Origin of the sequence: Roseicyclus sediminis, from assembly GCF_025515305.1 — a bacterium.
Classification (GTDB): domain Bacteria; phylum Pseudomonadota; class Alphaproteobacteria; order Rhodobacterales; family Rhodobacteraceae; genus Roseibacterium; species Roseibacterium sediminis.
The window spans coordinates 466,018-490,357 of sequence record NZ_JAOPHT010000001.1; the positions used below are offsets into that span (position 1 = coordinate 466,018).

Sequence of the window (24,340 nt, forward strand, 5' to 3'; positions counted from 1 at the left end):
GAAAATCCCGTGGGGGATTTCCACGGTTCGGCCCCGCATGTATACGCCCGCGCATGTCCGACGTGACGCACAAATCCGGCCTGCCCTTCATGAAGATGCACGGGCTTGGCAACGACTTCGTGGTGATCGACGCGCGGGTGAGTGCCCGGGCCGTCACCGCGGGGCTGGCGCGTGCGCTGGCGGACCGGCATCGCGGCGTGGGGTTCGACCAGCTCGCGGTGATCGAACCCGAAGACGAGGCTGACCTGAGGCTGACCTTCTTCAACGCCGACGGATCGCTGTCGGCGGCCTGCGGGAACGCGACACGCTGCATCGCGCGGCACGAGATGCAGGCGCGCGGGGTCGCGGAACTCGCGATCCGGACGGAGCGCGGAGTGCTGGCGGCGCGCGACGCGGGCGGCGGGCTGACCTCGGTCAACATGGGCGCACCGATGACGGAGTGGCGCGACATCCCGCTGGCCGAGGATGCCGACACCCTGCACCTGCCAATTCCGGGCGACCCGGTCGCCACCTCCATGGGCAATCCGCACTGCACCTTCTTCGTCGAGGACGCCGAGGCCGTGGACCTCGCGGCGCGCGGCGCGGAAATGGAGCATCACCCCCTCTTCCCGCAACGCACCAACGTTCAGTTCGTCAGCGTGACCGGCCCCGACCGCCTGCGCATGCGGGTGTGGGAGCGGGGGACGGGCATCACGCTCGCGTCCGGCTCCTCCTCCTGCGCGGTGGCGGTGGCGGCGGTTCGCCGCGGCCTGACCGGACGCAGGGTGTGGATTGTGCTGGATGGCGGCGAGATCGAGGTCGACTGGCGCGAGACCGGCGTCTGGATGACGGGACCGACGGCGCATGTCTTTTCGGGCGTGCTGACGGCCGAGTTCCTCGAGGCGCTCTGATGGATCGCCGCGCCCCCGTCTTCCACACGCTCGGTTGCCGCCTCAACGCCTACGAGACCGAGGCGATGCGCGAGCTGACCGCCGCGGCCGGGATCGAGGACGCGGTGATCGTGAACACCTGCGCCGTCACGTCCGAAGCCGTGCGCAAGGCGCGGCAGGAGATCCGCAAACTTCGCCGCGCGAACCCCGGCGCGAAGCTGATCGTCACCGGCTGCGCCGCGCAGACCGAGCCGGAAACCTTCCGCGACATGGCCGAGGTCGACCTCGTCCTCGGCAATACCGAGAAGATGGACCCCGCGACCTGGACCGGCCTCGCCACCGACTTCATCGGCGAGACCGAGAAGGTGCGCGTCGACGACATCATGTCGGTGACCGAGACGGCGGGCCACCTGATCGACGGGTTCGGCACCCGCTCCCGCGCCTATGTGCAGGTGCAGAACGGGTGCGACCACCGCTGCACCTTCTGCATCATTCCCTATGGGCGGGGAAATTCGCGCTCGGTGCCGGCGGGCGTGGTGGTGGACCAGATCAGGCGGCTGGTGGATCGTGGCTACAACGAGGTGGTTCTGACGGGTGTCGACCTGACGAGCTGGGGCGCGGACCTGCCGGGCGAGCCGAGGCTCGGCGATCTGGTGATGCGCATCCTGCGGCTGGTGCCGGACCTTCGCCGCCTGCGCATCTCTTCGATCGACTCGATCGAGGCCGACGAGAACCTGATGCAGGCCATCGCGACCGAGCCGCGCCTGATGCCCCATCTACACCTGTCGCTGCAGCATGGCGACGACCTGATCCTCAAGCGGATGAAGCGCCGCCATCTGCGCGACGACGCCATCGCCTTCTGCGACGAGGCGCGGGCGCTCCGCCCCGACATCACCTTCGGCGCCGACATCATCGCGGGGTTCCCGACCGAGACCGAGGCGGCCTTCGCCAATTCGCTGCGGCTGGTGGAGGAGTGCGGGCTGACGTGGCTTCACGTCTTCCCCTATTCCCCGCGCCCCGGCACGCCCGCCGCACGGATGCCGCAGGTGGACGGCACCGCGATCCGCGAGCGCGCCGCACACTTGCGGGCCGCCGGGGAACGGGCCGTGGCCGCGCATCTCGGCGCGCAGGTCGGCCGGACCCATGCCGTCCTTATGGAAAGCGCCCGCATGGGCAGGACCGAGCAGTTCGCCGAAGTCCTTTTCGACACCGATCAGCCCGAGGGGCGGATCGTGTCTGCGCGTATCACGGGGCAGCGGGAGGGACGACTACTGGCCGTGCCCGCCTGAGCACCACGACCAGCGCCGCCGCGGTGATGAGGATGCTGCCGAGCACGCCCAGCGGACCGGGCACCTGCGAGAACAGAAGCCAGTCGGCCAGCAGCGCCCAGACAAGCCCGGTATAGTCGAGCGGGGCCAACGTTGCCGCGGGCGCCCGCGCCAGGGCTTCCGCAAGGCACACGAGATTGAGCGCGCCGAAGACGCCCGCGCCGACCAGCGCCCAAAGCGCCACGCCCTGAGGCAACACCCAGTTGCCCGCCAGAGCCGTGAAGCTCATCACGCCCAGCACGATCACCGTGAAGGACAAAGCGATCGACAGCGTGCTTTCCGTCGCCGTCATGGCGCGGATCGCCACCTGAATCACCGCGATCAGGATCGCCGCCCCGAGGCCGGCCACGGCCCCGACGAAGGCATAGCGCCCCGCCTCGAAGGTCAGCCCGAGGATCAGGGCCACGCCCGAACAGCCGAGCGCGAGCGCAATTGCCGTCGATACCCGGAACCGCTCGCCCAATCGCCAGATGGCGAAGGGGACGACAAGGACAGGGGCGAGGTAGATCAGCGTCTGGGCCTGCGTGACGGGCAGGCGGGCAAAGGCGATGTAGGTCAGGGTCATCGCCACGCAGGCCAGGGCACCGCGCGCGAGATGCGGGCGCCAACGCCGTGGCAGAAGCGTCCGGGCGGGCACCGTCGCCAGGCCGTAGGCGAGGATGAGGAGCATCGATATCCCCGCCCGCATCGCCATGATCTGTCCCAGCGGCACGGTCTCGGCGGCGGCATGGACGCAGGCGGCCAGGCCCACCGTCGCGGCGGCGGCGGCGATCCGGAAAAGCTTGCCTGCCAGGTCGCTTGTCATGGCACATGACTTGCCCGTGTTTCGCGCGCGTGGCTAGTGTCGGCGCGACCGGTCCGGAGACATTCCCATGCATCCCAATCCCGCCTTCCGGCAGGAACCTCGCATCCTGAACCTTGCGCTTGCCCGGCATCGCGGCTTCGGCACGCTCTGCCTCAACGGCGATCCGGCCCCGCTGCTGTCGCACGTGCCCTTCTGGCTGGACGAAACCGGCGCGGAGGCCGAACTGCATCTTGTACGGTCGAACCCGATCGCGCGACATGTGGACGGCCCGCGGCCGGCCGTGATCGCGGTGATGGGGCCCGACGGCTACGTTTCGCCCGACTGGTATGGCGACCCGGCGCAGGTGCCGACCTGGAACTATGTCGCCGTGCACCTTCGCGGCACGATCCGCCCGGCGCCCGAGGAGGACATGCGCCGCCATCTCGACCGGGTATCGGCGCAGTTCGAGAACCGGCTTGCGCCGAAGCAGCCCTGGACGGCGGACAAGATGCCGCCCGATGCCCTTGCGCGGATGATGCGCTCGATCCTTCCGTTCCGTTTCAGCGTCGAGGAGGTCGAGGGCACCTGGAAGCTGAACCAGAACAAGACCGATGCCATGCGGGTCGCCGCGGCAGAGGAAGTGCGGCACTCCCCTGTCGGGCACGAAGTGGCGACGCTCTCGGCGCTGATGACCGGAGGCGTTCCGGAAATGGACAAGGGCGCGCCGCTTGCCTACATCTGATGCAGTCCGCACACGCGAGGGAGGTTGCGCCGTGCCCGTTCCACTGACCCCGATCGCTGCGATGGCGTTGCGCTATGTCGCCGTTGCCGGCGCTGCCTACGTCGTCACCCGCCAGATAGAACGCGGGCGCCTTTCCCAACCCGTCGAGGACGAGATGGACGCGACGCCGGAAGGCGTGACCGCGCGCCGCGACGAGGGACAGATGAACGCGACGGCGCGCTTCCGCCGGGTGATCCGTCTGGGCCAGCGCGGTCCGGGCGTCTCGGTCGACGCGACGCTTCTCGGGCGTCTCCGCATGGCGCGCGCCTGATGCCCGAGCTTCTTGGGTCGGGCGCATCGCCCTTCGTGCGCAAGGTGCGCGTCCTGATCGCCGAGGCCGGCATCGACGACGTGCCCTATACCGAGGTGACGGCCTCGCCCATGGGGGGCGAGGACCGCATCAACACCGCCAACCCGCTGGGCAAGATCCCCGCGCTCCTGCGCGAGGAAGGTCCGACGATCTACGACAGCAACGTCATCTGCCGGTATCTGGATGATCGCGCGGGCGCGGGCCTTTACCCGCCGGCGCGCCTCTGGGAGGTGCTGACGCTCGAGGCCACCGCCGACGGCATGATGGAGGCCGCGGTCGGCATGATCTACGAAATACGCTTCCGCCCGGAGGAGTTGTGGTGGCAGCCCTGGCTCGAAGGCCAGTGGACCAAGGTGGATCGCGCCCTCGACGCGCTTGAGCGGAGCTGGCTCAGCCATCTGTCGGGGCCGGTCGACATGGGGCAGATCGCCGTGGGCTGCGCGCTCGGCTACCTCGACCTGCGCCATGGCGTGCGGGACTGGCGCAAGGGGCGTCCGGGCCTTTCGGCGTGGTTCGCGGACTTCTCCGCCCGGCCTTCCATGGTCGCGACCGCCCCGCCGGTGGCCTGACACGGCATGCGGATCGCCATTGCCGGGGACGAGGCGGCGCGCGAGGCCTGCTTCGCCATCCGCCGTACCGTCTTCATCGAGGAACAGAGCATCCCCGAGGAAGAGGAATGGGACGACGCCGACGCGACGGCCATCCACTTCCTTGCCGAGGGCGCTGATGGCCCGGCCGCCACCGCGCGGCTGATCGCGGCGGGACGGACCGCCAAGATCGGCCGCGTCGCGGTTCTGCCCGCCCATCGCGGCACCGGCCTCGGCGCCAGGATTGTCGCGCACCTGATGTCCCATGCGCGCGCGGCGGGGTATGAAACCGCCGCCCTCGACGCGCAGGTCTACGCGATCCCGTTCTACGAACGTCTCGGCTTCGCCGCCGAAGGCCCGGAATTCGACGATGGCTCTGGCATCCTGCACCGGCACATGCGCTGTGACTTGCGGTAGGCGAATCGCGGGGGTCCGAAGGGTGCGCCGGGTCGCGCACGCTTCAATTCAGGGATGCGCCGGGGCGCGAATTCTCGCGCATGAGGCGTAGCTTGCACGTTCCCGTTGTGTCTTTCCGCATCCCCCTGCGACATTTCGGCCCGGATGCGCGCGTTTGTCCCGTGGACGCCTATGTTCCGCGGTCATAGACACCGCGAGAGCCGGCTCGCGGAGGATTGCCCGCAGCCGCACCACTGATTCCGGCCCGGCCATTTGCCCGGGCCCCAGCGAAGAGGGACGCGAAACCGTGTCACATGCAGAGGACCAATCCGGCACGCGCCGGGACTTTCTGTACTACGCGACCGCCGGGGTCGGCGCCGTCACCGTTGGCGCAGGCGTCTGGCCGCTCGTCAACCAGATGAACCCGTCCGCCGACGTCCAGGCCGCAAGCCAGTTGCGCGTGGATGTGGGCGGCGTCGCCGTCGGCACCCAGCTGACGGTGCTGTTCCTGGGCAAGCCGGTCTTCATCCGGCACCGCACGTCCGAAGAGATCGAGGCAGCGCGCGCCGTTCCGCTGAGCGACCTGGTCGATACCAACGCCCGCAACGTCAATCTCGGCGACACCGCCGAGGCGACGGACGAGAACCGCTCGATGCCCGACTTCTCGGGCGAGAACACCGGCGAATGGCTGGTCCAGACCGGCGTCTGCACGCACCTCGGCTGCGTCCCGATCGGTGACGGCGCAGGGGACTTCGGCGGCTGGTTCTGCCCCTGCCACGGGTCGCACTACGACGCCGCCGGCCGCATCCGCCGCGGTCCCGCCCCCCAAAACCTGCACATCCCGGCCGCGGAATTCGTGGACGAAACCACGATCCTGCTCGGATAAGCGAGGGAGAAAAGACAAGATGTCCGGAATTCCCCACGACCATTACGAGCCGAAAGCAGACTGGGAGAAAGGTCTGGCCAAGCGGCTTCCCATCATGGGTCTGATCTACGACACGATCATGATCCCGACGCCCAAGAACCTCAACTGGATGTGGATCTGGGGCATCGTGCTGGTGTTCTGCCTCGTCATGCAGATCATCACCGGGATCATCCTGGTGATGCACTACACGCCCCATGTCGACATGGCCTTCGCCAGCGTCGAGCACATCATGCGCAACGTGAACGGGGGATGGGCGATCCGCTACATCCACCAGAACGGCGCGTCGCTGTTCTTTATCGCGGTCTACATGCACATCTTCCGTGGCCTCTATTACGGGTCCTACAAGGCCCCGCGCGAGATCACATGGATCATCGGCATGCTCATCTACCTGATGATGATGGGCACGGCGTTCATGGGCTACGTGCTTCCCTGGGGTCAGATGTCCTTCTGGGGCGCAACCGTGATCACCGGCCTGTTCGGCGCTATCCCCTTCGTGGGCGAGGCGATCCAGACCTGGCTTCTGGGCGGACCGGCGGTGGACAACGCCACGCTGAACCGCTTCCTCAGCCTGCACTACCTGCTGCCCTTCGTGATCCTGGGCCTCGTGGTCGTGCACATCTGGGCGTTCCACACGACCGGCAACAACAACCCCACCGGGGTCGAGGTGCGCCGGACCTCGAAGAAAGAAGCCGAGGCCGACACCCTGCCCTTCTGGCCCTACTTCGTGATCAAGGACCTCTTCGCGCTTGCGGTGATCCTGATCGCCTTCTTCGCGATCGTGGGCTTCATGCCGAACTACCTCGGCCACCCCGACAACTACATCGAGGCCAACCCCCTCGTCACGCCGGCGCACATCGTTCCGGAATGGTACTTCCTGCCGTTCTACGCGATCCTGCGTGCCTTCGACGGTGATGTCTGGGTCGTGATCCTCGCGGACTTCCTGACCGGCGGCATCGTCGACGCGAAGTTCTTCGGGGTTCTGGCGATGTTCGGGGCGATCGTGGTCATGGCGCTGGCGCCCTGGCTCGACACCTCGTCGGTCCGCTCCGGCCGTTACCGCCCGATGTTCAAGTGGTGGTTCTGGCTCTTCATCGTGAACTTCTTCGTCCTGATGTGGGCGGGCGCGATGCCGGCGGAAGGCATCTACCCCTACATCGCCCTGATCGGCTCGGCCTACTGGTTCGCCTACTTCCTGGTGATCCTCCCGCTGCTCGGCGTCATCGAGAAGCCGCTGCCGCAGCCCGCGACGATCGAGGACGATTTCAAGGAGCACTATGGCAAGGACGACGGCGGCCATGGGGGCGTGACCTCCACCGCAACGTCGCCCGCCGAGTGAGAGAAAGGACGCTGAGTATGCTCAGGAAACTCGCCATCGGCACCGCCACGGCCGCGACGCTTGCCCTCTCCTCGGGGGCGGCGCTCGCCGCCGGCGGAGCAGGTTACGTCGAAGACTACAGCTTCCCGTTCGAAGGGCCGTTCGGCCGGTTCGACCAGAACCAGCTTCAGCGCGGTCTGCAGGTCTACACCGAGGTCTGCGCGGCCTGCCACGGCCTCCGTTACGTTCCGCTCCGGACGCTCGCCGACGAAGGCGGCCCCGGTCTGACCGAGGAAGAGGTGCGCGCGTATATCGAGATGAACTTCATCGAGGTCTACGACGAGGACATCCAGGACTGGCGCGCGGCCACGCCGAACGACCATTTCCCGGAATCGGCCCTGGAAAACGCGCCCGATCTCAGCCTAATGACCAAGGCGCGCGCGGGCTTCAGCGGGCCCTACGGTCTCGGGCTCAACCCGCTCTTCCGCGGGATGGGCGGTCCGGAATACGTCGCCTCGCTCCTGACCCACTACACGGGTACCGAGCGCGAGGAATTCGGCTCGATCCTCTATGGCAACGAGACCTTCTCGACGGGTTACATCGCCATGTCCCCGCCGCTCTGGGATGATGCCGTGGAATACAACGACGGCACGCCCGCAACGGTCGAGCAGATGGCGCAGGACGTCGCCGCCTTCCTGACCTGGACGGCAGAGCCCAAGCTGATGGCGCGCAAGCAGATGGGCTTCACCGCCGTCATCATGCTCGGCATCCTGTCGGTGCTGCTGTACCTCACGAACAAGCGGATCTGGGCCCCCGTCAAGTCGCGGGCCAAGGGCGGGGCGACCCCAGCGGAATGACCGCCGCTCATCGCGAATGATCACGGAACGCGCCCCCTCGGGGGCGCGTTTTTCGTTCTGTCACATCCAGTCGCTGAGGGCCTCCGGCACCGCCTCCCGAAGTCCGGCCACAGGGCGGTCGAGCACAACGCACCCCTCCTGCAGAAGCCAGACGCGGTCGCACAGCCGCTCGGCATCCCGAAGATCGTGCGTCGCGAGGAAAAGCGTCAGGCCATGCTCGCGGCAAAGCGCTTCGAGAAGGCCCGCCATGTCGTTGCGCAGCGCCGGGTCGAGTGCCGCGAAAGGTTCGTCCAGAAGCGCGACTGGACGGTCCTGCAACAAAAGCCGCGCCAGGGCCGCGCGACCCTGCTGACCGCCGGAAAGATCCGCGGGCCTTCGCCCGCCCATCCCGCCGAGGCCCACGCGGTCGAGCGTCGCCGCGACGCGCCGGCTCTCCTTGTCGTCGAGGCGCAGATCGGTGCGAAGGGCGAGGCCCACGTTCTGGGCCACCGTCAGGTGCGGAAAGAGATTGCCGTCCTGGAACAGGATGGACATGGGCCTTTCGGCGGGCGGAAGGCCGGTGATGTCCTTCCCCTGCCAGCGGACATGCCCCCGGTCGGGAACCACGAAACCCGCCAACAGCGACAGAAGTGTGCTCTTGCCGCTGCCCGAGGTGCCCAGAACGGCGACGCGCTGGCCTTCGGGCACCTCTGCATCCAGCGTGAGCGTGAAGTCACCGATCCCGAGCCGGACGTCTTCAAGCGACAGCATCGACGCGCCCTCCCCGGTCGAAAGCCCAGAACAAGGCAAGCGCGAGCAGCATCAGGAGGACGGCGGCCCCCTCGGCATCGTCTGTCCGGTAGGACCCCATGAGCCGGTACATCTCCATCGGCAAAGTCGCCTCCCCCGGCGAGGAGAAAAGCGCGATGACCCCGAGATCGCCCATGGAGAAGGCGGCGGCAAGTCCGGCGCCGAACCCCAGGGGCCGCCGCAGGCGCGGCAGGATGGCAAGGCGCAGGCGGGTCCAGCCCGTCATGCCAAGCGCGTCGGCCAGCCTGCCCTGCCCCGCCTCGGCCGCCCGCGCCGCCGGGATCAACGCGCGCAGGATGAAGGGAAGCGCCACGAGCGCGTTGACGAGCCCCGTGACCGGAAGGGCGAGCGGCACGGGGTCGACAATTGGAAAGAGGATCAGAAACAACCCCGTTCCCACCACGAGCGGAGAGACCGAGATCGACAGCGCCGTGACCGCCTCGACCCCGCCGCGACCGCGTCCACCCGCCGCGAAAAGCGCGATCGGCAGTGCCATCGCCACCGTCAGGGCGGTTGACCCCAGCGCCACGACGATCGAGCGCAGCGCGGCCTCCCAGACCTGCGACGGAAGCCCGGGCAAGGCCGCCAGCCCTTCGAGCAGGATTGCCAGAAGCGGCAGGAGCAGGAAAACCGACGCCCCGACGATGGACAGGACATCGAGGCCCCGCGCCACGGGGCCGTCGCCGGGCCAGGGCCGGGCCGGACGGTCGAGACCGAAGCCCATCTCTCCCCCCCGCACAAGGCCGAGCGCCAGAAGCCCGGCGGCCAGGCATATCAGCACCTGCACAAGCCCGAGCAGCGCCGCGCGCCCCAGGTCGAAGTCGAAGCGGAAGGCCTGGTAGATCGCAAGCTCCACCGTCGTCGCCCGGGGACCGCCCCCGAGGATGAGCGCAACGGCGAAGCTCGTGGCGCAGATCAGGAAGATGATGGTCAGCGCACCGGGCAGGACCGCGCACAGGATCGGACGCTCGAAATGACGCCGCATGTCCCCGTCGGAAAAGCCCAGCGATGCGGCGAGGCGCATCCTCTCGGATGGAACCGACAGCCAGGCCTGCAACAGCAAGCGTACGGCGAGCGGCAGGTTCAGGAAAACGTGCGCAAGGACGATGCCGCCAAGACCGTAGATCGAAACCGTGCCCATGCCCAACGCCTCGAACGCCGCATTCAGCCAGCCGGCGCGCCCGAAGATCGCCAGCAGCCCCAGGACCGCGACGATCACCGGCAGGATGAACGGGGCGCCCATCACGGCGACGAGGAGGCGGCGCCCGGCGAACCGCCGCCGCGCCAGCGCGCGCGCCACGGGGATCGCGGCCAGCACGCTGAAGAGCGCCGACAGGGCCGCCTGAAGCAGGGTGAAGCGGATCGCGGCGAAATCGGCCGGCCCGAGCCGCCCCGGCCCCTCCGCCGCAAACGCCACCGCCACCAGCGGCCCGAGCACGGCAAGCGCGACGAGCGCGGCGAGAACCGCGCCCGTCCGTTCCATCCCGGTCAACGGCTGAGCGCGCGTTGCCACGTCTCGATCGCCCCGTCGCGGACCGCCGCGGCCTCCCCGGCGTCATAGAGCAAGGCCTGCCCCGGCTGGATCAGCGTCTCGAATCCCTCCGGCAAAGCCTCGGCGGGAAGGGCGGCGGGATACATCCAGTTCGTCGTCGGGATCACCGACTGGAACCCTTCCGTCAGCATGAACGCGAGGAAGGCGCGCGCAAGCTCGGGCTGATCCGTGCCGGCCAGCACTCCGGCGACCTCGATCTGCATGTAATGCCCCTCGGCGAAGGGGGCGGCTGTCTTGGTCGGGTCTTCCTCCGCGATCAGGTGGTAGGCGGGCGAGGTCGTGTAGGACAGGACCATGTCCGCCTCGCCGTCGAGGAACAGACCGTAGGCTTCGGACCAGCCGGGCGTCACGGTGACGATGTTGTCCGACAGACCTTCCCAGATCTCGCCCGCGCGGTCGCCATAAGCCTTCTGCACCCACAGCAGAAGGCCGAGGCCCGGCGTCGAGGATCGCGGGTCCTGGATCACGATGGACACGTCGGATGCCGCCAGTTCCTCGAAACTTCCGGGAACATCCTGCAACGACGTGTCGTGGACGAAGGCGAAATAACCCCAGTCGAAAGGCAGGAACAGCGGGTCGTCCCACGACACGGGAAGCGTCAGGCCCGGTGCCTCTATCCCGTGGGGCGCGAACAGTCCGGTGGCCGCGGCGGCGGCCGTCAGGTTGGTGTCGAGCCCGAGAACCACGTCGGCCCCCGATCTCGCCCCTTCCAGCCGGATACGCGACAGAAGTGCCGCGCCATCGCCCGCGCCCACGAACTGCAGGTCACAACCGCAAGTCTCCTCGAAGGCGGCCTCGATCGCGGGCCCGGGGCCCCAGTCGGGGATGAAACTGTCATAGGTATAGACCGTCAGCACGGGCGTCTGCGCAAAGGCCGCGCCCGCGATGGTGGTCAATCCCGCTGCAAGTATGGTGTGTCTCATTTCACTCCTCCATGCGACGGGCGAAGTGAAGCCGGGACGTGTGCGTTTGGTATTCCGCATCCCGAAACCTTCCCTCCGCCGGTCCTAACCGGTTCAGGTTCAACGGGTTCGCGCGTTTCCCCGCGCATCTCAGGCCCCTGTGGGCCACCCCGAGGTGGGGGCCACATTAGCCGAGAGCGGACCGAGTGCAAGGCACAACGGTGCGTGTCGGCTGCAACACCTGTGACAGGACGCGACACATGCGATTGCATGGGAGTCGCCGATTGTGGATAACTTCGCCTGCCGCGGGGGAAATGGCACGAGGATCTCGTCATGAAACCGCTTTGGCCGCTTGCCCTACTCCTGTTTGTCGCCGTGTCCGGGCCCTCCCGGGCGATCGAGCTCGACGGCGTGGAGCTTACACTCGCCTATGGCGATGCCAGTTCCACCACCGGGACCGAGGGCGACGGTGTGCAGGCGCTCGGCGCGGCGACCTTCTCGATCACGCCGCAGTTCGACCTGCGCTTCGGCCTGTCCTACGCAGAGGCATCCGCGAACATCGGGAGGTCCGTCGATGTCATGGGCCTCACCGCCGACGCGCGCTTCCACTTCACCGACCAGGCCTATGCCGGCCTGTTCACGGCGAACTATTTCATCGACCTCCAGGTCCTTCCGATCGAGCCCGTCTTCCGGTACTCGGGCCTGTTCCTAGGCTACGAGGCCGGCGGCTTCTCGGTCGAGGCGTTCTTCGGCCACAGCGACTACGACAACCTCGTCCCCGATGGCGAGGTCATGGGCCTCAGCCTGGGATACAACTTCGGCAACGGTTTCGATGTCCATGGGTTCGCCAACACCGAGGACCTGGGCGGGCGGCAGCTCGACCAGAGGGGTCTCGGCGTCGGTTACTACCTCGACACGGGTGGGTCGGCGCCGCCCGTCTACGCGCATCTCACCGCCTCGCGCGGCGATATCGGAACGAACCGGATCGAAGCACTCAACCTCGGTGTCACCATCCCGCTTGGCAACGGCGCCCCGATCCACGGCCGGCGCGAGTTCGCCCCGCGTGCGCCTTACGTGAACCTCGCCTCGCAGCTCGCCGAATTCTGAGGCGCACGACGGCCTGCAGCCCGCCGTTCGCGCATGGCGCAGCTTTTCCTTGGGCCGAATTGGGGTTAGAGCGGCGGGACAAGCCAGCGAAAGGCGCGTCATGTCGTTCAATACCTTCGGCCACATCTTCCGCGTGACCACCTGGGGCGAAAGCCACGGGCCGGCGCTTGGTGCGACAGTCGATGGCTGCCCGCCCGGCGTTCCCATCTCGGAAGAGGCGATCCAGCACTGGCTCGACCGCCGCAAGCCGGGGCAGAACAAGTACACGACCCAGCGGCGAGAGCCCGACGAGGTCGAGGTCCTCTCGGGCGTGTTCGAGGGTGTATCGACCGGTCAGCCGATCCAGCTGATGATCCGCAACACCGACCAGAGGTCGAAGGACTACGGCGACATCGCCGAGAAGTTCCGGCCCGGGCACGCCGACATCACCTACTGGCAGAAGTACGGCATCCGCGACTACCGCGGTGGCGGCCGCTCCAGCGCGCGCGAGACGGCGGCCCGTGTCGCCGCGGGAGGCGTGGCGCGGGCGGCGCTGGCGGCGCTTTTGCCGGACCTCACGATCACCGGATACATGGTGCAGATGGGTCCACACGCCATCGACCGCGGCCGGTTCGACCGCGACGAGATCGAACGGAACCCGTTCTGGACCCCCGATCCCAAGGCGGCGCAGGACTGGTCGGAGTATCTCGACACGCTCCGCAAGTCGGGCGACAGCGTTGGCGCGGTGATCGAGGTGGTGGCATCCGGCGTGCCCGCGGGCCTCGGCGCACCGATCTACGGCAAGCTCGACACCGACCTCGCCGCGGCCGCCATGTCGATCAATGCCGTGAAGGGCGTGGAGATCGGCGACGGCATGGCAGCCGCTTGCCTGACCGGCACCGAAAACGCCGACGAGATCGCCATGGGCCCCGACGGGCCGGTTTACGCCTCGAACCACGCGGGCGGCGTGCTTGGCGGCATCTCGACCGGGCAGGACATCGTCCTGCGCTTCGCGGTCAAGCCGACCTCCTCGATCCTGACGCCGCGCAAGACGATCACCAAGTCGGGCGAGGCGACCGAGATCGTCACGAAGGGACGCCACGACCCCTGCGTCGGCATCCGCGCCGTGCCGGTCGGCGAGGCGATGGTGGCTTGCGTCCTGCTTGACCATGTCCTGCTTCATCGCGGCCATGTCGGGGAAAATCGCGGGCAAATCGGCTAGGCGTTTCCACACGGGGGACGAACGGCCCAATGCAGGGCGCGCGCGCCCCTTAGTCTCGCCCGATTTCGATGGAATCATCTTGATGGTGATTTTCTGAAAATCGGGTCTGCCAGCCATGCGTGAGACGTTCTGGAAAGATGAAGCTGGCGCCGTCGCCGTCGACTGGACGGTCCTCACCGGCGCAATCGTGGGTCTGGGCATCGCCACGACGACGCTCGTCTCCTCCGGGACCGGCTCGCTCTCCCGGGACATCGCGAACGCGCTTTCGGGAATGATGGGCGCGGCCGAGGCCCTGCTCTACGCCACCGGCTTCGAGACGGGATCGGCGGGCTGGCTGAACGGTATCGTCACGGACGGTTCGGACTTCGGCCCGATCCTCGGTCCGTTCGCGGGCGCGGGTGGGGCGATCGGCGTGGAGTCTACCTTCGAGATCCCCGAAGGCACCGAGGTTGCAAGCTTCACCTTCGACATGCTGGCCATCGACAGCTGGGACAACGAGGAGTTCATCGTCTTCGTCGACGGAGAGGCCGCGGCTTCCCTGAACTTCCGCTACGGGGTGGACGGGATCACCGGCCAGTGGGTCAGCGACAATCCCGACTATTCCTTCGAGGTCCTGGGCGTCGCACCGCGCACCCATAGCGGCTACAACCCGGAGTGGCCGGACCAGGTCGCGACCGTCCGGCTGGACGTCACGAACCCCGGCCAGACCGTCACGCTGGGATTCGGATCGACCCTGAACCAGGAGCTTCACGACGAATCCTTCGCCGTCGACAACGTGAGTCTGAGCGTCGAATAAGGCGTCTCCATGGCCGACTGTCGCCCCTGAAGAACCAGTTGTCAGGCCTGAGTCCGCTCCGGTTCCCGTGGCGCGACAATGCTTTTTTTCTTCCCCGCGGATGCCTTTTTCCTGCCACAATTGGCCTCAATTAGGGCGGAACTGGGGAAGAATTAAGGATGTCTCATGGAGCTCTTGCACAGCTCGCACGCGTCCGGTCGTCAATTGTCGGTTGACTGGACCCTCATTGCAATCACCACGGTGGCCGCCGCATTGCTGGTCGGAACGATGGTTCGGACGGGGCCGGATACGGTCCCGGGCGACCCGGTCCGCATGGGTGGCCTCCAGGTGCTCGCCGAGAACGAGCACCTCGTTTCATTCGAGGATTTCAGCTTTGGCGCCCAGGATTGGGACGCCGCCCGCCCCGCCGGTCGCATGACCGGCGTGCTGGGTCCCTTCGCGCAAGGTGCCGTGACGAAGGACTTCGTTCTTCCGGCCGATACCGCCCGGGTCGAGGTCGCCTTCGACCTCCGCCTGACCGGTGGCTGGACGGGCGAGGGCCTTTCGGTCTCGGTCAACGGCCAACCGGTGATCGAGGACCTGTCCCTTGCGCAGGCCAGCGGTGACGTCGTGATCCGCGACCGCGACGCCGAAGGCGGCTACAGCGTGTGGATCGCGCTGGACGATCCGGGGGCGGCGTTGTCGCTCCGGCTCGAGGCCACCGAGGGCGCGGGACCCACCTGGATGATCGACAACGTCTCGGTCGTCGCCTCCACCGCGGCTTCCTGAGACCGGACGATCCCCTCAGCCGAGCGCCAGGTCCATCAGGGCCTGGATGCTCTCGGTCCGGGTGTCGGCCACGACCTGCCCGAGAATGGCGTCGCCACGCATCAGGATCAGGGTGGAACGGCGCTGCACCCCAAGGCTGCGGGCATAATCCGAACGGCCATGCGTATCCCAATCCATGCGGATGAAGGTGATCGCGCCGTCATAGGCCGGGTTCGCCCCCCGGAGCGCCTCGATCGCGCGCCCCTGTGCCCGGCAGGTGCCGCACCAGGGGGCCGAGACGTCGATAAGCACCGTTTCGCCGGCCGCGAGCCGCTGCTCGGGCAAACCCGGCGTGTAGGTCAGCATCTCTTCCGCGCTGGCCGCATGGGGCAGAAGCGCGAGGGCCGAGGCCCCGAGGAACACTTCGCGTCGTGTCATCATTTCCTCCGGTTGGATGGGTTTTGGCAATTGGATGTCACAGCGCCACCGACAGGTCCTGCAGCCAGACCGGCATCCGGTCCAGAAGCCATGCCTCGGCGACGTGATGCCAGCGCAGAAGGATCGCCACGCCGACGAACACGAAGACCGCGCCGAGAACCGCGCGCGACCGTTCGGCCAGCGCACGCATCGCGCCCATGCGGCGTTGCAGCAGCGAGCGCGCCCCGTAGCCGATGGCCACCATCACCGAACCGATGCCGAGCGCGAAGGCGACCATGATGAGGAAGGCGCGGAAAAGCTCTTCGCCCTGACTGGCCAGCGCGATGGCACCGCCGAGCGTCGGGCCGACGCACGGGCTCCAGACCGCGCCGAGAAGGAGGCCGCCGAGAAACTGGCCCTGCCAGCCCCGCGCCTCGATCCCGTGCATCTGCCGGTCGGCGCCCGATGCCATCCCCGCCGTTGCCACGGCGAATTGTGAGGACAGGCGCGGCACCAGCATCACGATGCCGAAGCCGATCATCAGGACAGCACCCGCCTGCGCGAGCATGTCCGCATCGAGCCCGACAAGGTGACCCGCCGCGATCACCGCGAATCCGAAGGTCACGAAGGCAAGGCCCATCCCTGCCGCCAGTGCGAGGGGGCCGTGGCGGCTCGCCTGCAGGGAACCGGCCAGCACGATCGGCAGAACCGGCAGCACGCAGGGATTGATGAGCGTCAGGAGGCCGGCGCCATATGCAAGGATCAGTTCCATGGCCCGTGCATGCGCGATGGCGCCCGCCTTGTCACCAAACGAGGCCGTGAGTGGCCCGTGTATTCAGGTCCTTGCCCGCGCGAGTTGCACCGCGAGAATCCCGGCCGCGATGACGACCACGCCGAGCGCATCGGCCCAGCTCAGCCGCTCGCCCAGGAGGACTGCGGCGATGACGACGCCGAAGAAGGGATTGAGGAAGTGGTAGGTCGCGGCGCGGGTCGACCCGATGCGCGCCACGAGGCGGAACCAGATGAACGTCGCCGTCAGGCCCGGCATGAGGGTGGTGTAGACGAAGGCGGCGACCAGTTCCCATGACCACGTGACCTCGGGCGTCTCGAGGATCAGGGCTGGAGGCAGGAGCGCGATGGACCCCACCAGAAGCTGCAGGCCCACCACCATCAGGAGGTTGCCGCCATCCGATGACGCGCTCCTCATCATCAGGGTCGCCACGCTGAGGGCGATCACGCCGAGAAAGCACAGGACGACACCCGTCACGTCCGCCCCGCCGCCGAACCGGTCGGCCATGATGATCGACACACCGGCAAAGCCCGCGATCAGCCCGCCGATGCCGAGGGCCGGAAGCTTCTCGCCGAAGACCCCCCAGTTCGCCGCCGCCACCAGAAGCGGCATGGCCGAGGCAAGGATCGCGGCAAGCGAGGCCTCGACCGTCTGCATGCCAACGAAGTTCAGCCCGAGATAGAGGGCGTTCTGGCAGATGCCGAAGATCAGGACCGCGCGCCATTGCGCTGGGGCGAGGCGCAGGCTCTGGCCCAGCGCCGCGGCGATGCCGACACCGATCAGTCCCGAAATGAAGAACCGCAGCGACAGGGCCATGAGCGGCGGCGCGGCCTCGACGATGATGCGCGCCGAGCTGAAGGCCGATGACCAGATCAGGGCGAAGACCAGCCCCAATGCCAATGCACGGAAATCCATCGCCTTGCCTGCCGCCGTCCGGAAAAGAAAAAGGGTCGCGCCCGCATCCCGGGCGCGACCCTTTCACGAAAGGTTGGTGGCGGCAATCAGCCGTTCACGCTGTCCTTCAGAGCCTTGGCGATGGTGACCTTCACCTGCCGGTCGGCTTCTTTCTTGATCTGCTCGCCGGTGGCGGGGTTCCGCACCATGCGCTCGGGGCGCTCGCGGCAGTAGACCTTGCCGATGCCGGGGATCGTGACGGAGCCGCCATTGCCGACTTCCTTGCTCACGACGGCCGAGATCGCGTCGAGCGCGGCCGCTGCGGTTTTCTTGTCGCCGCCCATCTCGTCGGCCAGTGCGGCGACGAGTTGCGTCTTGGTCATGGGTTTCTGTGCCATGTCAGTTGTTCTCCTGATACTGCCCGAGCCCTAGGGCCCGTTATGGGCAAAATAACCGAATATTGTGGGTCCATACAACGCCTCGCGTCACCAATGGGCGGAAAAACACGCCATGTGCAACGTTTTTTTGGCTGTTTTCGCCGCTCAGAGGAAGGCCGTCTCCTCGAAAGACCGCAATTTCCGGCTGTGAAGCCGTTCGAGCGGCATGTCGCGCAGCTTCTCCATCGCCCGGATTCCGATCAGCAGATGGCGCGAGACCTGCGTCTTGTAGAAGGCCGAGGCCATGCCCGGCAGCTTCAGTTCGCCATGGAGCGGCTTGTCGGACACGCACAGAAGCGTGCCATAGGGCACCCGGAACCGGAAACCGTTGGCGGCGATCGTCGCGCTTTCCATGTCGAGCGCGATGGCCCGGCTCTGGCTGAGGCGTTGCACGGGGCCCGCCTGGTCACGAAGCTCCCAGTTGCGGTTGTCCACGGTCGCCACCGTGCCGGTGCGCATGATCCGCTTGAGGTCATATCCCGAGACCTGGGCGACGTCTGCCACGGCCTCCTCCAGCGCGATCTGCACCTCGGCAAGCGCCGGGATCGGCACCCAGACGGGCAGGTCGTCGTCCAGCACGCGGTCCTCGCGAAGGTAGGCGTGCGCCAGTACGTAGTCGCCCAGGCTCTGGGTGTTCCGCAGACCCGCGCAATGGCCGACCATCAGCCAGACATGCGGGCGCAGGACGGCGATGTGATCCGTCGCCGTCTTGGCGTTCGAGGGACCGACGCCGATGTTGACGAGCGTGATACCCGCGCCGCCGTCCCGGATCAGGTGATAGGTCGGCATCTGCGGCAGCTTGGACGGGGTATTCAGGGGCTGGTCGGGCGTGGTGATGATATCATTGCCCGGTCCGACCAGCGCGCGATACCCGCTGTTCGGGTCGGCCAGCGCCTCGCGGGCGAAAGCCACGAACTCGTCCATGTAGAACTGGTAGTTCGTGAACAGGACGTGGTTCTGGAAATGCTCGGGCAGCGTGGCGGTGTAGTGCGAGAGCCGCGCCAGCGAATAGTCGATGCGCTGCGCCGTGAAGGGGGCAAGCGCGCCCGACCCGTCCTCGTGCGTGAAGCCGAAGCCATTGACGATGTCGTCATGGGTCGACTGCAGGTCCGGCACGTCGAAGGCGTCGCGCAGCGGGAAGGACATGGCGCCTTCCTGCGGCACCTGCACCTCGGCATCGTTGAGCACGGCGAAATGGACCGGGATCGGCGTCATCGAGGGCCCGACAAAGACCGGGACGCCGTGGTTCTGGATCAGGAGCGCGATCTGCTGCGTCAGGTAATGGCGGAACAGATCCGGGCGCGTGACGGTCGTCATGTAGGTGCCCGGCTCGGCCACGTGGCCAAAGGCAAGCCGGGTGTCGACCTGGCCATAGGTCGTCGTGGTGATCCGGATCTCCGGGTAGAAGGCGCGGAACCGCGCCGCCGGCGTCCCGCCATCGGCCACCACCTCGCGGAAGCGTTCGCGCAGGAACCCCGTCGCGCCCTCGTAGAGTTCCACGAGATAGGCGACGGCCTCGGCGGCGTCGGTGAAGCTGCGGACCTCGCCGAGGTCGGGGGTCTTCACGGGCAGATGCTTCAGGTGCGCGGTCATGGCGTGATCCATGTGTGACGGTTGGCGTCCATCGGGTCAGGCTTGCAGAAGGCCCGGTCCCCATCAAGGGCAACGGCTCAGCGGCCCATCGCGTGCAGGACGAGGTCCTCGTAGATTGGCAACGCCCTGTCGTAAAGGGCGCGATGCTCGGGAGCGACGGGGGGCAGCGGCCCCTCGGCCTCGGCGAAGCCGGTGCTGCGGTGGACCGCGTTGTACCAGTGCCGCGCCCATGCGCCGTCGTAGGGCCTGGGCCCCGCGGGCCACGACAGCATGCGGTCGGTATAGGAAAGCCCGATCTCCGCGCAGAACCGCCCGAGCATTCCGGCAGGATCGCGCCGGATATCCGCGCTGTCGATCACCGGGCCGGGAAAGCGGGCGTGGAACTCCGCCTGCTGGGCAAAGCCGATCTCCTCGAAGGTGACGTGTTCGTTCTTGGCCGCGTAGCTGGCGAGAACCCGGGCGGGATGGCGGATCAGGTGGGCGTGGACGCAGGTCCCCGCCCAGTCGAGCGGGAAGGCGGGGTCCATGTGGTGGGGCATGTGCTTCATGTAGAAATGCGCCATGCCGTCCGGGGGCGGAGCGGCGCAAAGCTCGGCCACGCGGACAGGGTCGGTCTCGTGCGCCGCCATGACCTCGGCGGCAAGGGGATGCGGGCTGCCGGAACTGGCGAGCCAGGCGGCATAGAAGGGTTCGTCCCAGACCGCGAAATCGCCGCGCGCCGCGAAGGCATACATCATCGCGGTCGACAGGTTCCGGGGTCCCGACCACATCGCGATTTTCACGGCCCTGTCCCTCCGCAACGGCTCGATCCGGCCCCGTGATGGCAGCTATCGCGGCCCTTGCCCAGAGATCACCGCCGTTCACCCTGTCGTGAATTCACGCGGAGGTGGGTTGCCTCGGCGCGTCATCCGCGTTGCGATGGCGCGAATTCGGGAGACGTCCATGTCACGCACACCGTTCCGCGACAGCATCAAGATCGCAGCCCTCGGGTGCGCGATCCTCACCGCCATGTTTCTCGCGCCCCATCGCGCCAATGCCGAGGACATCCGCACAACGGTCGTCGCCGGCGGGTGCTTCTGGTGCGTCGAGGCCGATTTCGAGCGTTTGCGCGGCGTGGTCGAGGTCGTCTCGGGCTTTTCCGGCGGCAGCGTCGCCAACCCCACCTACCGGCAGGTCGTGAACGGCGGCACCGGGCATCTCGAGGTCGTGGAGATCACCTACGACGCCGACGTGCTGTCCTATGCGCAGCTTGTCCACATGTTCCTCCGCTCGGTCGATCCGACCGATGCGGGCGGCCAGTTCTGCGACCGGGGCCCGAGCTACGCGACCGCGATCTTCGTGCGGAACGCCGAGGAACGCCGGATCGCCGAGGCCGCGCTGGCGCAGGCGGCGGCGGACACCGGCCAGACGATCGTCACGCCGGTCCGGGACGCCGCGCCCTTCTATCCGGCCGAGGACTACCATCAGGACTACTACCGGTCCGAAGAGTTGATCCTCACGCGCTTCGGGCCGCGCCGGAAATCGGTCGCCTACGACCTCTACCGCAATGCCTGCGGACGCGATGCGCGGGTGCGGCAGCTGTGGGGCGATGCCGCGCCCTTCGCGCACTGAACCTCAGAGGAAGACGCCCGCGTTATTTATCAGGATGATCCTCAGCGCGTAGATCGCGATGAAGACGACCAGAGGCGCGAGGTCGAGCCCCCCCATCGCTGGCAACGCGCGGCGGATCGGCCCGTAGACGGGCTCAAGCAGCCGGTTCAACCCGTCCCAGATCTGCGCGACGATGGGCTGCCGGAGGTTCAGCACCCCGAAATTGATCAGCCAGCTCAGGATCACGTGCGCGATCACGATGTAGAAGGCCACGTCGAGAAGCAGCATCAAGATCTGGAAAAGCGAGGTCATCGGCGGGCCCTGGCGTCTGGGGAGTGGACTGGGTGGCGACATAGGCGCCGTGGTGCAGGAGTGCAAGCGCGGGCCAGATGACGCGACGGCGGGCTTGAACCCGCCGCACACCTCGGTTTTCTGCCGGCATGTACCCGTTCGTCCGCACCGCGAGCATCGTCGCCTCCGAAAGCCGCAAGCCCGCGCTCGGCGTCCTCGACACGCATGTCCTTCGCCTGACGTGCCTGCCCTGGGACGCCGACATGTACTGGGAGATGAACAACGGACGCGTGCTCACGATCTACGATCTCGGGCGCACCGGCCTCGCCGTGCGGACGGGTCTCTGGCGCGTCCTGAAGGAACAGGGTTGGGGCCTCGTCGTGGCGGGCGCCTCGGTGCGGTATCGCGCGCGCATCCGCCCGTTCCAGCGCTTCGAGGTGCGCACGCGGATCATCGGCTGGGACAAGCGGTTCATCTATGTCGAGCAGGCGATGTGGCGGGGCGACACGGCCTGCAACCATGCGCTGATGCGCACGGGCGTCACGACGGCGGGGCGGCTGACCGACACGGCGCGCGTGGCCGAGGCGCTGGGTGTCCGCGATGCCTCTCCACCGCTGCCGGACTGGGCGAAGGCCTGGACGGAGGCCGACGCGGAGCGCCCCTGGCCGCCATCGTCCTGACGGGAAATTCGACGCGAATTGCACGTTAATGATTAACGCCTGATTAGCGTTTACAAACGATGAACTCGGGCGGAAAGTGCGCCCATGAGCGTGCTTACCGAACCCAGACCCCTGCCGCCGCTGGCCGAGCTTCCCTCCGAGGGACGCCGGCGGGTCTGGGGCTGGTGGGCCTTCGACTGGGCGAGCCAGCCCTACAATACGCTCCTGCTGACATTCATCTTCGGCCCCTACGTCAACGAGCTTCTGGGCGACGGGACGGCGGCGCAGACGGCATGGGGCTACGGCATTGGCGCGGCCGGCCTCGTGATCGCGCTTCTGGCGCCGTTCCTTGGGGCGGTGGCGGACCTTTCGGGGCGGCGGATGCCGTTCATATGGCTCTTCTCGGCCATGTACATCGCCGGCGCCTGGGGCCTCTGGTACGCCGTGCCGGGCGACTTCAACCTCGTGCTCATCCTGTTCTACTTCGCGATCGGCCTGATCGGGATGGAGTTCGCGACGATCTTCACCAACGCGCTTCTGCCCACGATCTGCCGCCGGGAGGACCTGGGCCGCGTCTCGGGCTCGGGCTTCGCCTTCGGCTATCTCGGCGGCTTCCTCGCCCTGGTGGCGATGCTCCTGCTGTTCGCCGAAAACGCCGAGACGGGGAAGACGCTCATCGGGATCGACCCGGTGTTCGGGCTCGACGCAGAAACGCGGGAAGGCACGCGGGCGGTCGGTCCCGGCACCGCGCTGTGGTACGCGGTCTTCATGATCCCATTCTTCCTCTGGGTCCGCGACCCGCGCCCGCCGGGGTCGATCCCGGTCGGTCGTGCGATGGCGGGCGCATGGCCGGAACTGAAGGCGACGCTCAAGGCCCTGCCCGCCGACCGCAGCCTTTTCGCCTACCTCGCTTCCTCCATGTTCTACCGCGATGCGCTGAACGGGATGTATGTCTTCGGCGGCATCTACGCGGCGGGCGTGCTGGGCTGGTCGGTCGTCGATGTCGGCATCTTCGGCATCCTCGCGGTGCTGACCGGCGCCTTTTTCGCCTGGCTCGGGGGCCGCGCCGACAGCCGCTTCGGACCCAAGCCCGTCATCGTGTTCAACGTGCTGCTCCTGACGCTGGTGGCGCTCGGCGTCGTCTTCATCAGCCGCGAGAGCGTCTTCGGAATCGCCGTCGGCCCCGAAAGTCGGCTGCCCGACATCGCCTTCTATGTCCTTGGCGCCCTGATCGGCGCGGGCGGCGGTTCGCTTCAATCCTCCTCGCGGACGATGATGGTGCGGCAGGCGCGCGCCGACCGGATGACCGAGGGCTTCGGCCTCTATGCGCTGGCGGGCAAGGCGACGTCGTTCATCGCACCCCTGTCCATCGGTGTCGTGACGCAGGTCACCGGCAGCCAGCAGATGGGGGTCAGCCCGCTCGTCGTGCTGTTCTCCATCGGGCTCGTATTGATGTTCTTCGTCGATGCGGAAGGTCGCAAGCCGCAAGCGGCGGAGGTCCCGGCATGAAGATGCGCGCCCTGTCCATCGCCGCGACCGCCTTCCTCGCGGCCTGCGTGTCCACCGCGGGCCCCGCCCTCGACCCCACGATCTCGGGCATGCAGGCACGCGAGTTCTTCGGCGCCGAGGACCTCGGCTCGCCGCACGAGCCAGAGGTGATCGGCTTCTACGCCAATGGCTGCGTCGCCGGGGCGCAGGCCCTGCCCGAGACCGGCCCGACCTGGCAGGCGATGCGCCTGTCGCGGAACCGCAACTGGGGCCATCCCGAACTGATCGACTATGTCACCGGGCTCAGCCGGCAGGTCGCGGCGTCGACTTCCTGGAACGGCCTCTATGTCGGCGACATGAGCCAGCCGCGCGGCGGCCCCATGCTGACGGGCCATGTCAGCCACCAGTCCGGCCTCGACGTCGACATCTGGATGCTGCCCGCCCGCGACCTCGGCCTCAGCGCGCAGGAACGCGAAAGCCTCAGCTCGATCTCCGTCCAGTCGCAGCGGGGCGCCTGGATCAACGACAACTGGACCGAGGATCACGCGCGGGTCCTTCGCCTCGCCGCCAGCGATCCCCGGGTCGAGCGCATCTTCGTCGCGACCGGGGTCAAGGTCTGGCTCTGCCGGAACGAGACCGGCGACCGCAGCTGGCTCAACCGGATCCGGCCCGCCACTGGCCACCACTACCATTTCCACGTGCGGCTCGCCTGTCCTGCCGGGTCGCGCGATTGCGAGGAGCAGGAGCCGCCGGAACCCGGCGACGGATGCGCCGAGGCAGAAGCCCGCGCCGCAGCCATCCTCAACCCGCCACCGCCGCAACCCGACGATGGCGTCCGCCCTCCACCCGGCCCGCCCCGAGGCAACGGCGTGACCATGTCCCAGGTCCCCCGCCAGTGCCTCGCGATCCTGACCGGCCTCCAATAGACTGAACCG

General features: G+C 67.7%; 28 protein-coding genes and 1 riboswitch. Of the genes, 17 read left to right on the forward strand and 11 right to left on the reverse strand.

Going from position 1 to position 24,340, the window contains the following annotated elements:
- Positions 1–53 precede the first annotated feature (53 nt).
- Both dapF and mtaB read left to right on the forward strand, forming a co-directional pair.
- Entirely contained in the window at positions 54–890 is an 837-nt protein-coding gene (gene dapF / locus N8I71_RS02355) for a diaminopimelate epimerase (protein ID WP_262876303.1), read from the forward strand.
- Positions 890–2,158 (forward strand): tRNA (N(6)-L-threonylcarbamoyladenosine(37)-C(2))-methylthiotransferase MtaB, encoded by a 1,269-nt coding sequence (gene mtaB / locus N8I71_RS02360; RefSeq protein WP_262876304.1) that lies wholly within the window; start codon positions 890–892, stop codon positions 2,156–2,158. Before dapF ends, mtaB begins: the two co-directional genes overlap by 1 nt.
- Here mtaB and N8I71_RS02365 read toward each other — a convergent pair.
- A complete protein-coding gene (locus tag N8I71_RS02365) occupies positions 2,115–3,002 on the reverse strand; it encodes a DMT family transporter (protein WP_262876305.1) in 888 nt (295 codons plus the stop codon). The two genes, mtaB and N8I71_RS02365, sit on opposite strands and share 44 nt — an antisense overlap.
- 67 nt (positions 3,003–3,069) lie before the next feature.
- Between N8I71_RS02365 and N8I71_RS02370 the strand changes: the two genes are divergently transcribed.
- From N8I71_RS02370 to N8I71_RS02400, 7 genes are all read left to right on the forward strand, one after another.
- Positions 3,070–3,723, forward strand: coding sequence for an FMN-binding negative transcriptional regulator (locus tag N8I71_RS02370; RefSeq protein WP_262876306.1), 654 nt, complete (start codon positions 3,070–3,072; stop codon positions 3,721–3,723).
- Between the two features lie 31 nt (positions 3,724–3,754).
- Positions 3,755–4,033: a hypothetical protein gene (locus N8I71_RS02375; RefSeq protein ID WP_262876307.1), complete on the forward strand. Its 279-nt coding sequence runs from the start codon at positions 3,755–3,757 to the stop codon at positions 4,031–4,033.
- Positions 4,033–4,641 carry a glutathione S-transferase gene (locus N8I71_RS02380; RefSeq protein ID WP_262876308.1) on the forward strand — a complete coding sequence of 203 codons (609 nt, stop codon included), beginning with the start codon at positions 4,033–4,035 and terminating at the stop codon, positions 4,639–4,641. Before N8I71_RS02375 ends, N8I71_RS02380 begins: the two co-directional genes overlap by 1 nt.
- 6 nt (positions 4,642–4,647) lie before the next feature.
- The gene (locus N8I71_RS02385) at positions 4,648–5,076 is read left to right on the forward strand and encodes a GNAT family N-acetyltransferase (protein WP_262876309.1); all 429 of its coding nucleotides are present in this window, start codon (positions 4,648–4,650) and stop codon (positions 5,074–5,076) included.
- Positions 5,077–5,362: 286 nt separating this feature from the next.
- Positions 5,363–5,941 (forward strand): ubiquinol-cytochrome c reductase iron-sulfur subunit, encoded by a 579-nt coding sequence (gene petA / locus N8I71_RS02390; RefSeq protein WP_262876310.1) that lies wholly within the window; start codon positions 5,363–5,365, stop codon positions 5,939–5,941.
- Between the two features lie 19 nt (positions 5,942–5,960).
- Positions 5,961–7,316, forward strand: coding sequence for a cytochrome b (locus tag N8I71_RS02395; protein ID WP_262876311.1), 1,356 nt, complete (start codon positions 5,961–5,963; stop codon positions 7,314–7,316).
- Positions 7,317–7,333: 17 nt separating this feature from the next.
- Positions 7,334–8,152, forward strand: a complete 819-nt coding sequence (locus tag N8I71_RS02400; RefSeq protein ID WP_262876312.1) for a cytochrome c1 — start codon at positions 7,334–7,336, stop codon at positions 8,150–8,152.
- Between the two features lie 60 nt (positions 8,153–8,212).
- On the opposite strand, the gene N8I71_RS02405 is transcribed toward N8I71_RS02400, so the two are convergent.
- From N8I71_RS02405 to thiB, 3 genes are read right to left on the reverse strand one after another with little or no spacing between them, the layout of a single operon-like run.
- On the reverse strand, positions 8,213–8,902 hold the full coding sequence (locus tag N8I71_RS02405; protein WP_262876313.1) for a thiamine ABC transporter ATP-binding protein: 690 nt from the start codon (positions 8,900–8,902) through the stop codon (positions 8,213–8,215).
- Complete coding sequence (locus N8I71_RS02410; RefSeq protein WP_406676056.1) at positions 8,889–10,454, reverse strand: ABC transporter permease family protein; 1,566 nt, start codon at positions 10,452–10,454, stop codon at positions 8,889–8,891. Before N8I71_RS02410 ends, N8I71_RS02405 begins: the two co-directional genes overlap by 14 nt.
- The gene (gene thiB / locus N8I71_RS02415; RefSeq protein WP_262876315.1) at positions 10,430–11,416 is read right to left on the reverse strand and encodes a thiamine ABC transporter substrate binding subunit; all 987 of its coding nucleotides are present in this window, start codon (positions 11,414–11,416) and stop codon (positions 10,430–10,432) included. The genes N8I71_RS02410 and thiB overlap by 25 nt, the downstream gene beginning before the upstream one ends.
- A 53-nt stretch (positions 11,417–11,469) precedes the next feature.
- A riboswitch (TPP riboswitch) is annotated at positions 11,470–11,578 on the reverse strand.
- Between the two features lie 150 nt (positions 11,579–11,728).
- Between thiB and N8I71_RS02420 the strand changes: the two genes are divergently transcribed.
- The 4 genes from N8I71_RS02420 (at position 11,729) to N8I71_RS02435 (ending at position 15,267) form a co-directional block, all read left to right on the forward strand.
- Entirely contained in the window at positions 11,729–12,502 is a 774-nt protein-coding gene (locus tag N8I71_RS02420) for a hypothetical protein (RefSeq protein ID WP_262876316.1), read from the forward strand.
- A gap of 100 nt (positions 12,503–12,602) precedes the next feature.
- Positions 12,603–13,703: a chorismate synthase gene (gene aroC / locus N8I71_RS02425; protein ID WP_262876317.1), complete on the forward strand. Its 1,101-nt coding sequence runs from the start codon at positions 12,603–12,605 to the stop codon at positions 13,701–13,703.
- Positions 13,704–13,818: 115 nt separating this feature from the next.
- Complete coding sequence (locus tag N8I71_RS02430) at positions 13,819–14,499, forward strand: hypothetical protein (RefSeq protein ID WP_262876363.1); 681 nt, start codon at positions 13,819–13,821, stop codon at positions 14,497–14,499.
- A gap of 204 nt (positions 14,500–14,703) precedes the next feature.
- Positions 14,704–15,267 carry a hypothetical protein gene (locus N8I71_RS02435; RefSeq protein WP_262876318.1) on the forward strand — a complete coding sequence of 188 codons (564 nt, stop codon included), beginning with the start codon at positions 14,704–14,706 and terminating at the stop codon, positions 15,265–15,267.
- Between the two features lie 15 nt (positions 15,268–15,282).
- On the opposite strand, the gene N8I71_RS02440 is transcribed toward N8I71_RS02435, so the two are convergent.
- The 6 genes from N8I71_RS02440 to N8I71_RS02465 all read right to left on the reverse strand — a co-directional run bounded on the left by N8I71_RS02440 (position 15,283) and on the right by N8I71_RS02465 (position 20,159).
- Positions 15,283–15,684: a thioredoxin family protein gene (locus tag N8I71_RS02440; RefSeq protein WP_262876319.1), complete on the reverse strand. Its 402-nt coding sequence runs from the start codon at positions 15,682–15,684 to the stop codon at positions 15,283–15,285.
- Positions 15,685–15,721: 37 nt separating this feature from the next.
- Positions 15,722–16,435, reverse strand: a complete 714-nt coding sequence (locus N8I71_RS02445) for a cytochrome c biogenesis CcdA family protein (protein ID WP_262876320.1) — start codon at positions 16,433–16,435, stop codon at positions 15,722–15,724.
- A gap of 63 nt (positions 16,436–16,498) precedes the next feature.
- A complete protein-coding gene (locus tag N8I71_RS02450) occupies positions 16,499–17,368 on the reverse strand; it encodes a DMT family transporter (protein ID WP_262876321.1) in 870 nt (289 codons plus the stop codon).
- Positions 17,369–17,454: 86 nt separating this feature from the next.
- Positions 17,455–17,745 carry an HU family DNA-binding protein gene (locus N8I71_RS02455; RefSeq protein ID WP_262876322.1) on the reverse strand — a complete coding sequence of 97 codons (291 nt, stop codon included), beginning with the start codon at positions 17,743–17,745 and terminating at the stop codon, positions 17,455–17,457.
- Positions 17,746–17,889: 144 nt separating this feature from the next.
- On the reverse strand, positions 17,890–19,377 hold the full coding sequence (locus tag N8I71_RS02460; protein ID WP_262876360.1) for an AMP nucleosidase: 1,488 nt from the start codon (positions 19,375–19,377) through the stop codon (positions 17,890–17,892).
- 77 nt (positions 19,378–19,454) lie between these two features.
- Entirely contained in the window at positions 19,455–20,159 is a 705-nt protein-coding gene (locus N8I71_RS02465; RefSeq protein WP_262876323.1) for a sulfotransferase-like domain-containing protein, read from the reverse strand.
- Between the two features lie 160 nt (positions 20,160–20,319).
- Here N8I71_RS02465 and msrA point away from each other — a divergent pair, with 160 nt between their 5' ends.
- Positions 20,320–20,988 carry a peptide-methionine (S)-S-oxide reductase MsrA gene (gene msrA / locus N8I71_RS02470; protein ID WP_262876324.1) on the forward strand — a complete coding sequence of 223 codons (669 nt, stop codon included), beginning with the start codon at positions 20,320–20,322 and terminating at the stop codon, positions 20,986–20,988.
- 3 nt (positions 20,989–20,991) lie between these two features.
- Here msrA and N8I71_RS02475 read toward each other — a convergent pair whose 3' ends face one another.
- A complete protein-coding gene (locus N8I71_RS02475; RefSeq protein WP_262876325.1) occupies positions 20,992–21,279 on the reverse strand; it encodes a YggT family protein in 288 nt (95 codons plus the stop codon).
- A 128-nt stretch (positions 21,280–21,407) separates the two neighbouring features.
- Here N8I71_RS02475 and N8I71_RS02480 point away from each other — a divergent pair, with 128 nt between their 5' ends.
- From N8I71_RS02480 to mepA, 3 genes are all read left to right on the forward strand, one after another.
- Positions 21,408–21,938: an acyl-CoA thioesterase gene (locus tag N8I71_RS02480; RefSeq protein ID WP_262876326.1), complete on the forward strand. Its 531-nt coding sequence runs from the start codon at positions 21,408–21,410 to the stop codon at positions 21,936–21,938.
- Between the two features lie 84 nt (positions 21,939–22,022).
- Entirely contained in the window at positions 22,023–23,426 is a 1,404-nt protein-coding gene (locus tag N8I71_RS02485; RefSeq protein ID WP_262876327.1) for an MFS transporter, read from the forward strand.
- Positions 23,423–24,331: a penicillin-insensitive murein endopeptidase gene (gene mepA, locus N8I71_RS02490; RefSeq protein ID WP_406676057.1), complete on the forward strand. Its 909-nt coding sequence runs from the start codon at positions 23,423–23,425 to the stop codon at positions 24,329–24,331. The genes N8I71_RS02485 and mepA overlap by 4 nt, the downstream gene beginning before the upstream one ends.
- The last annotated feature ends 9 nt before the right edge of the window (positions 24,332–24,340 follow it).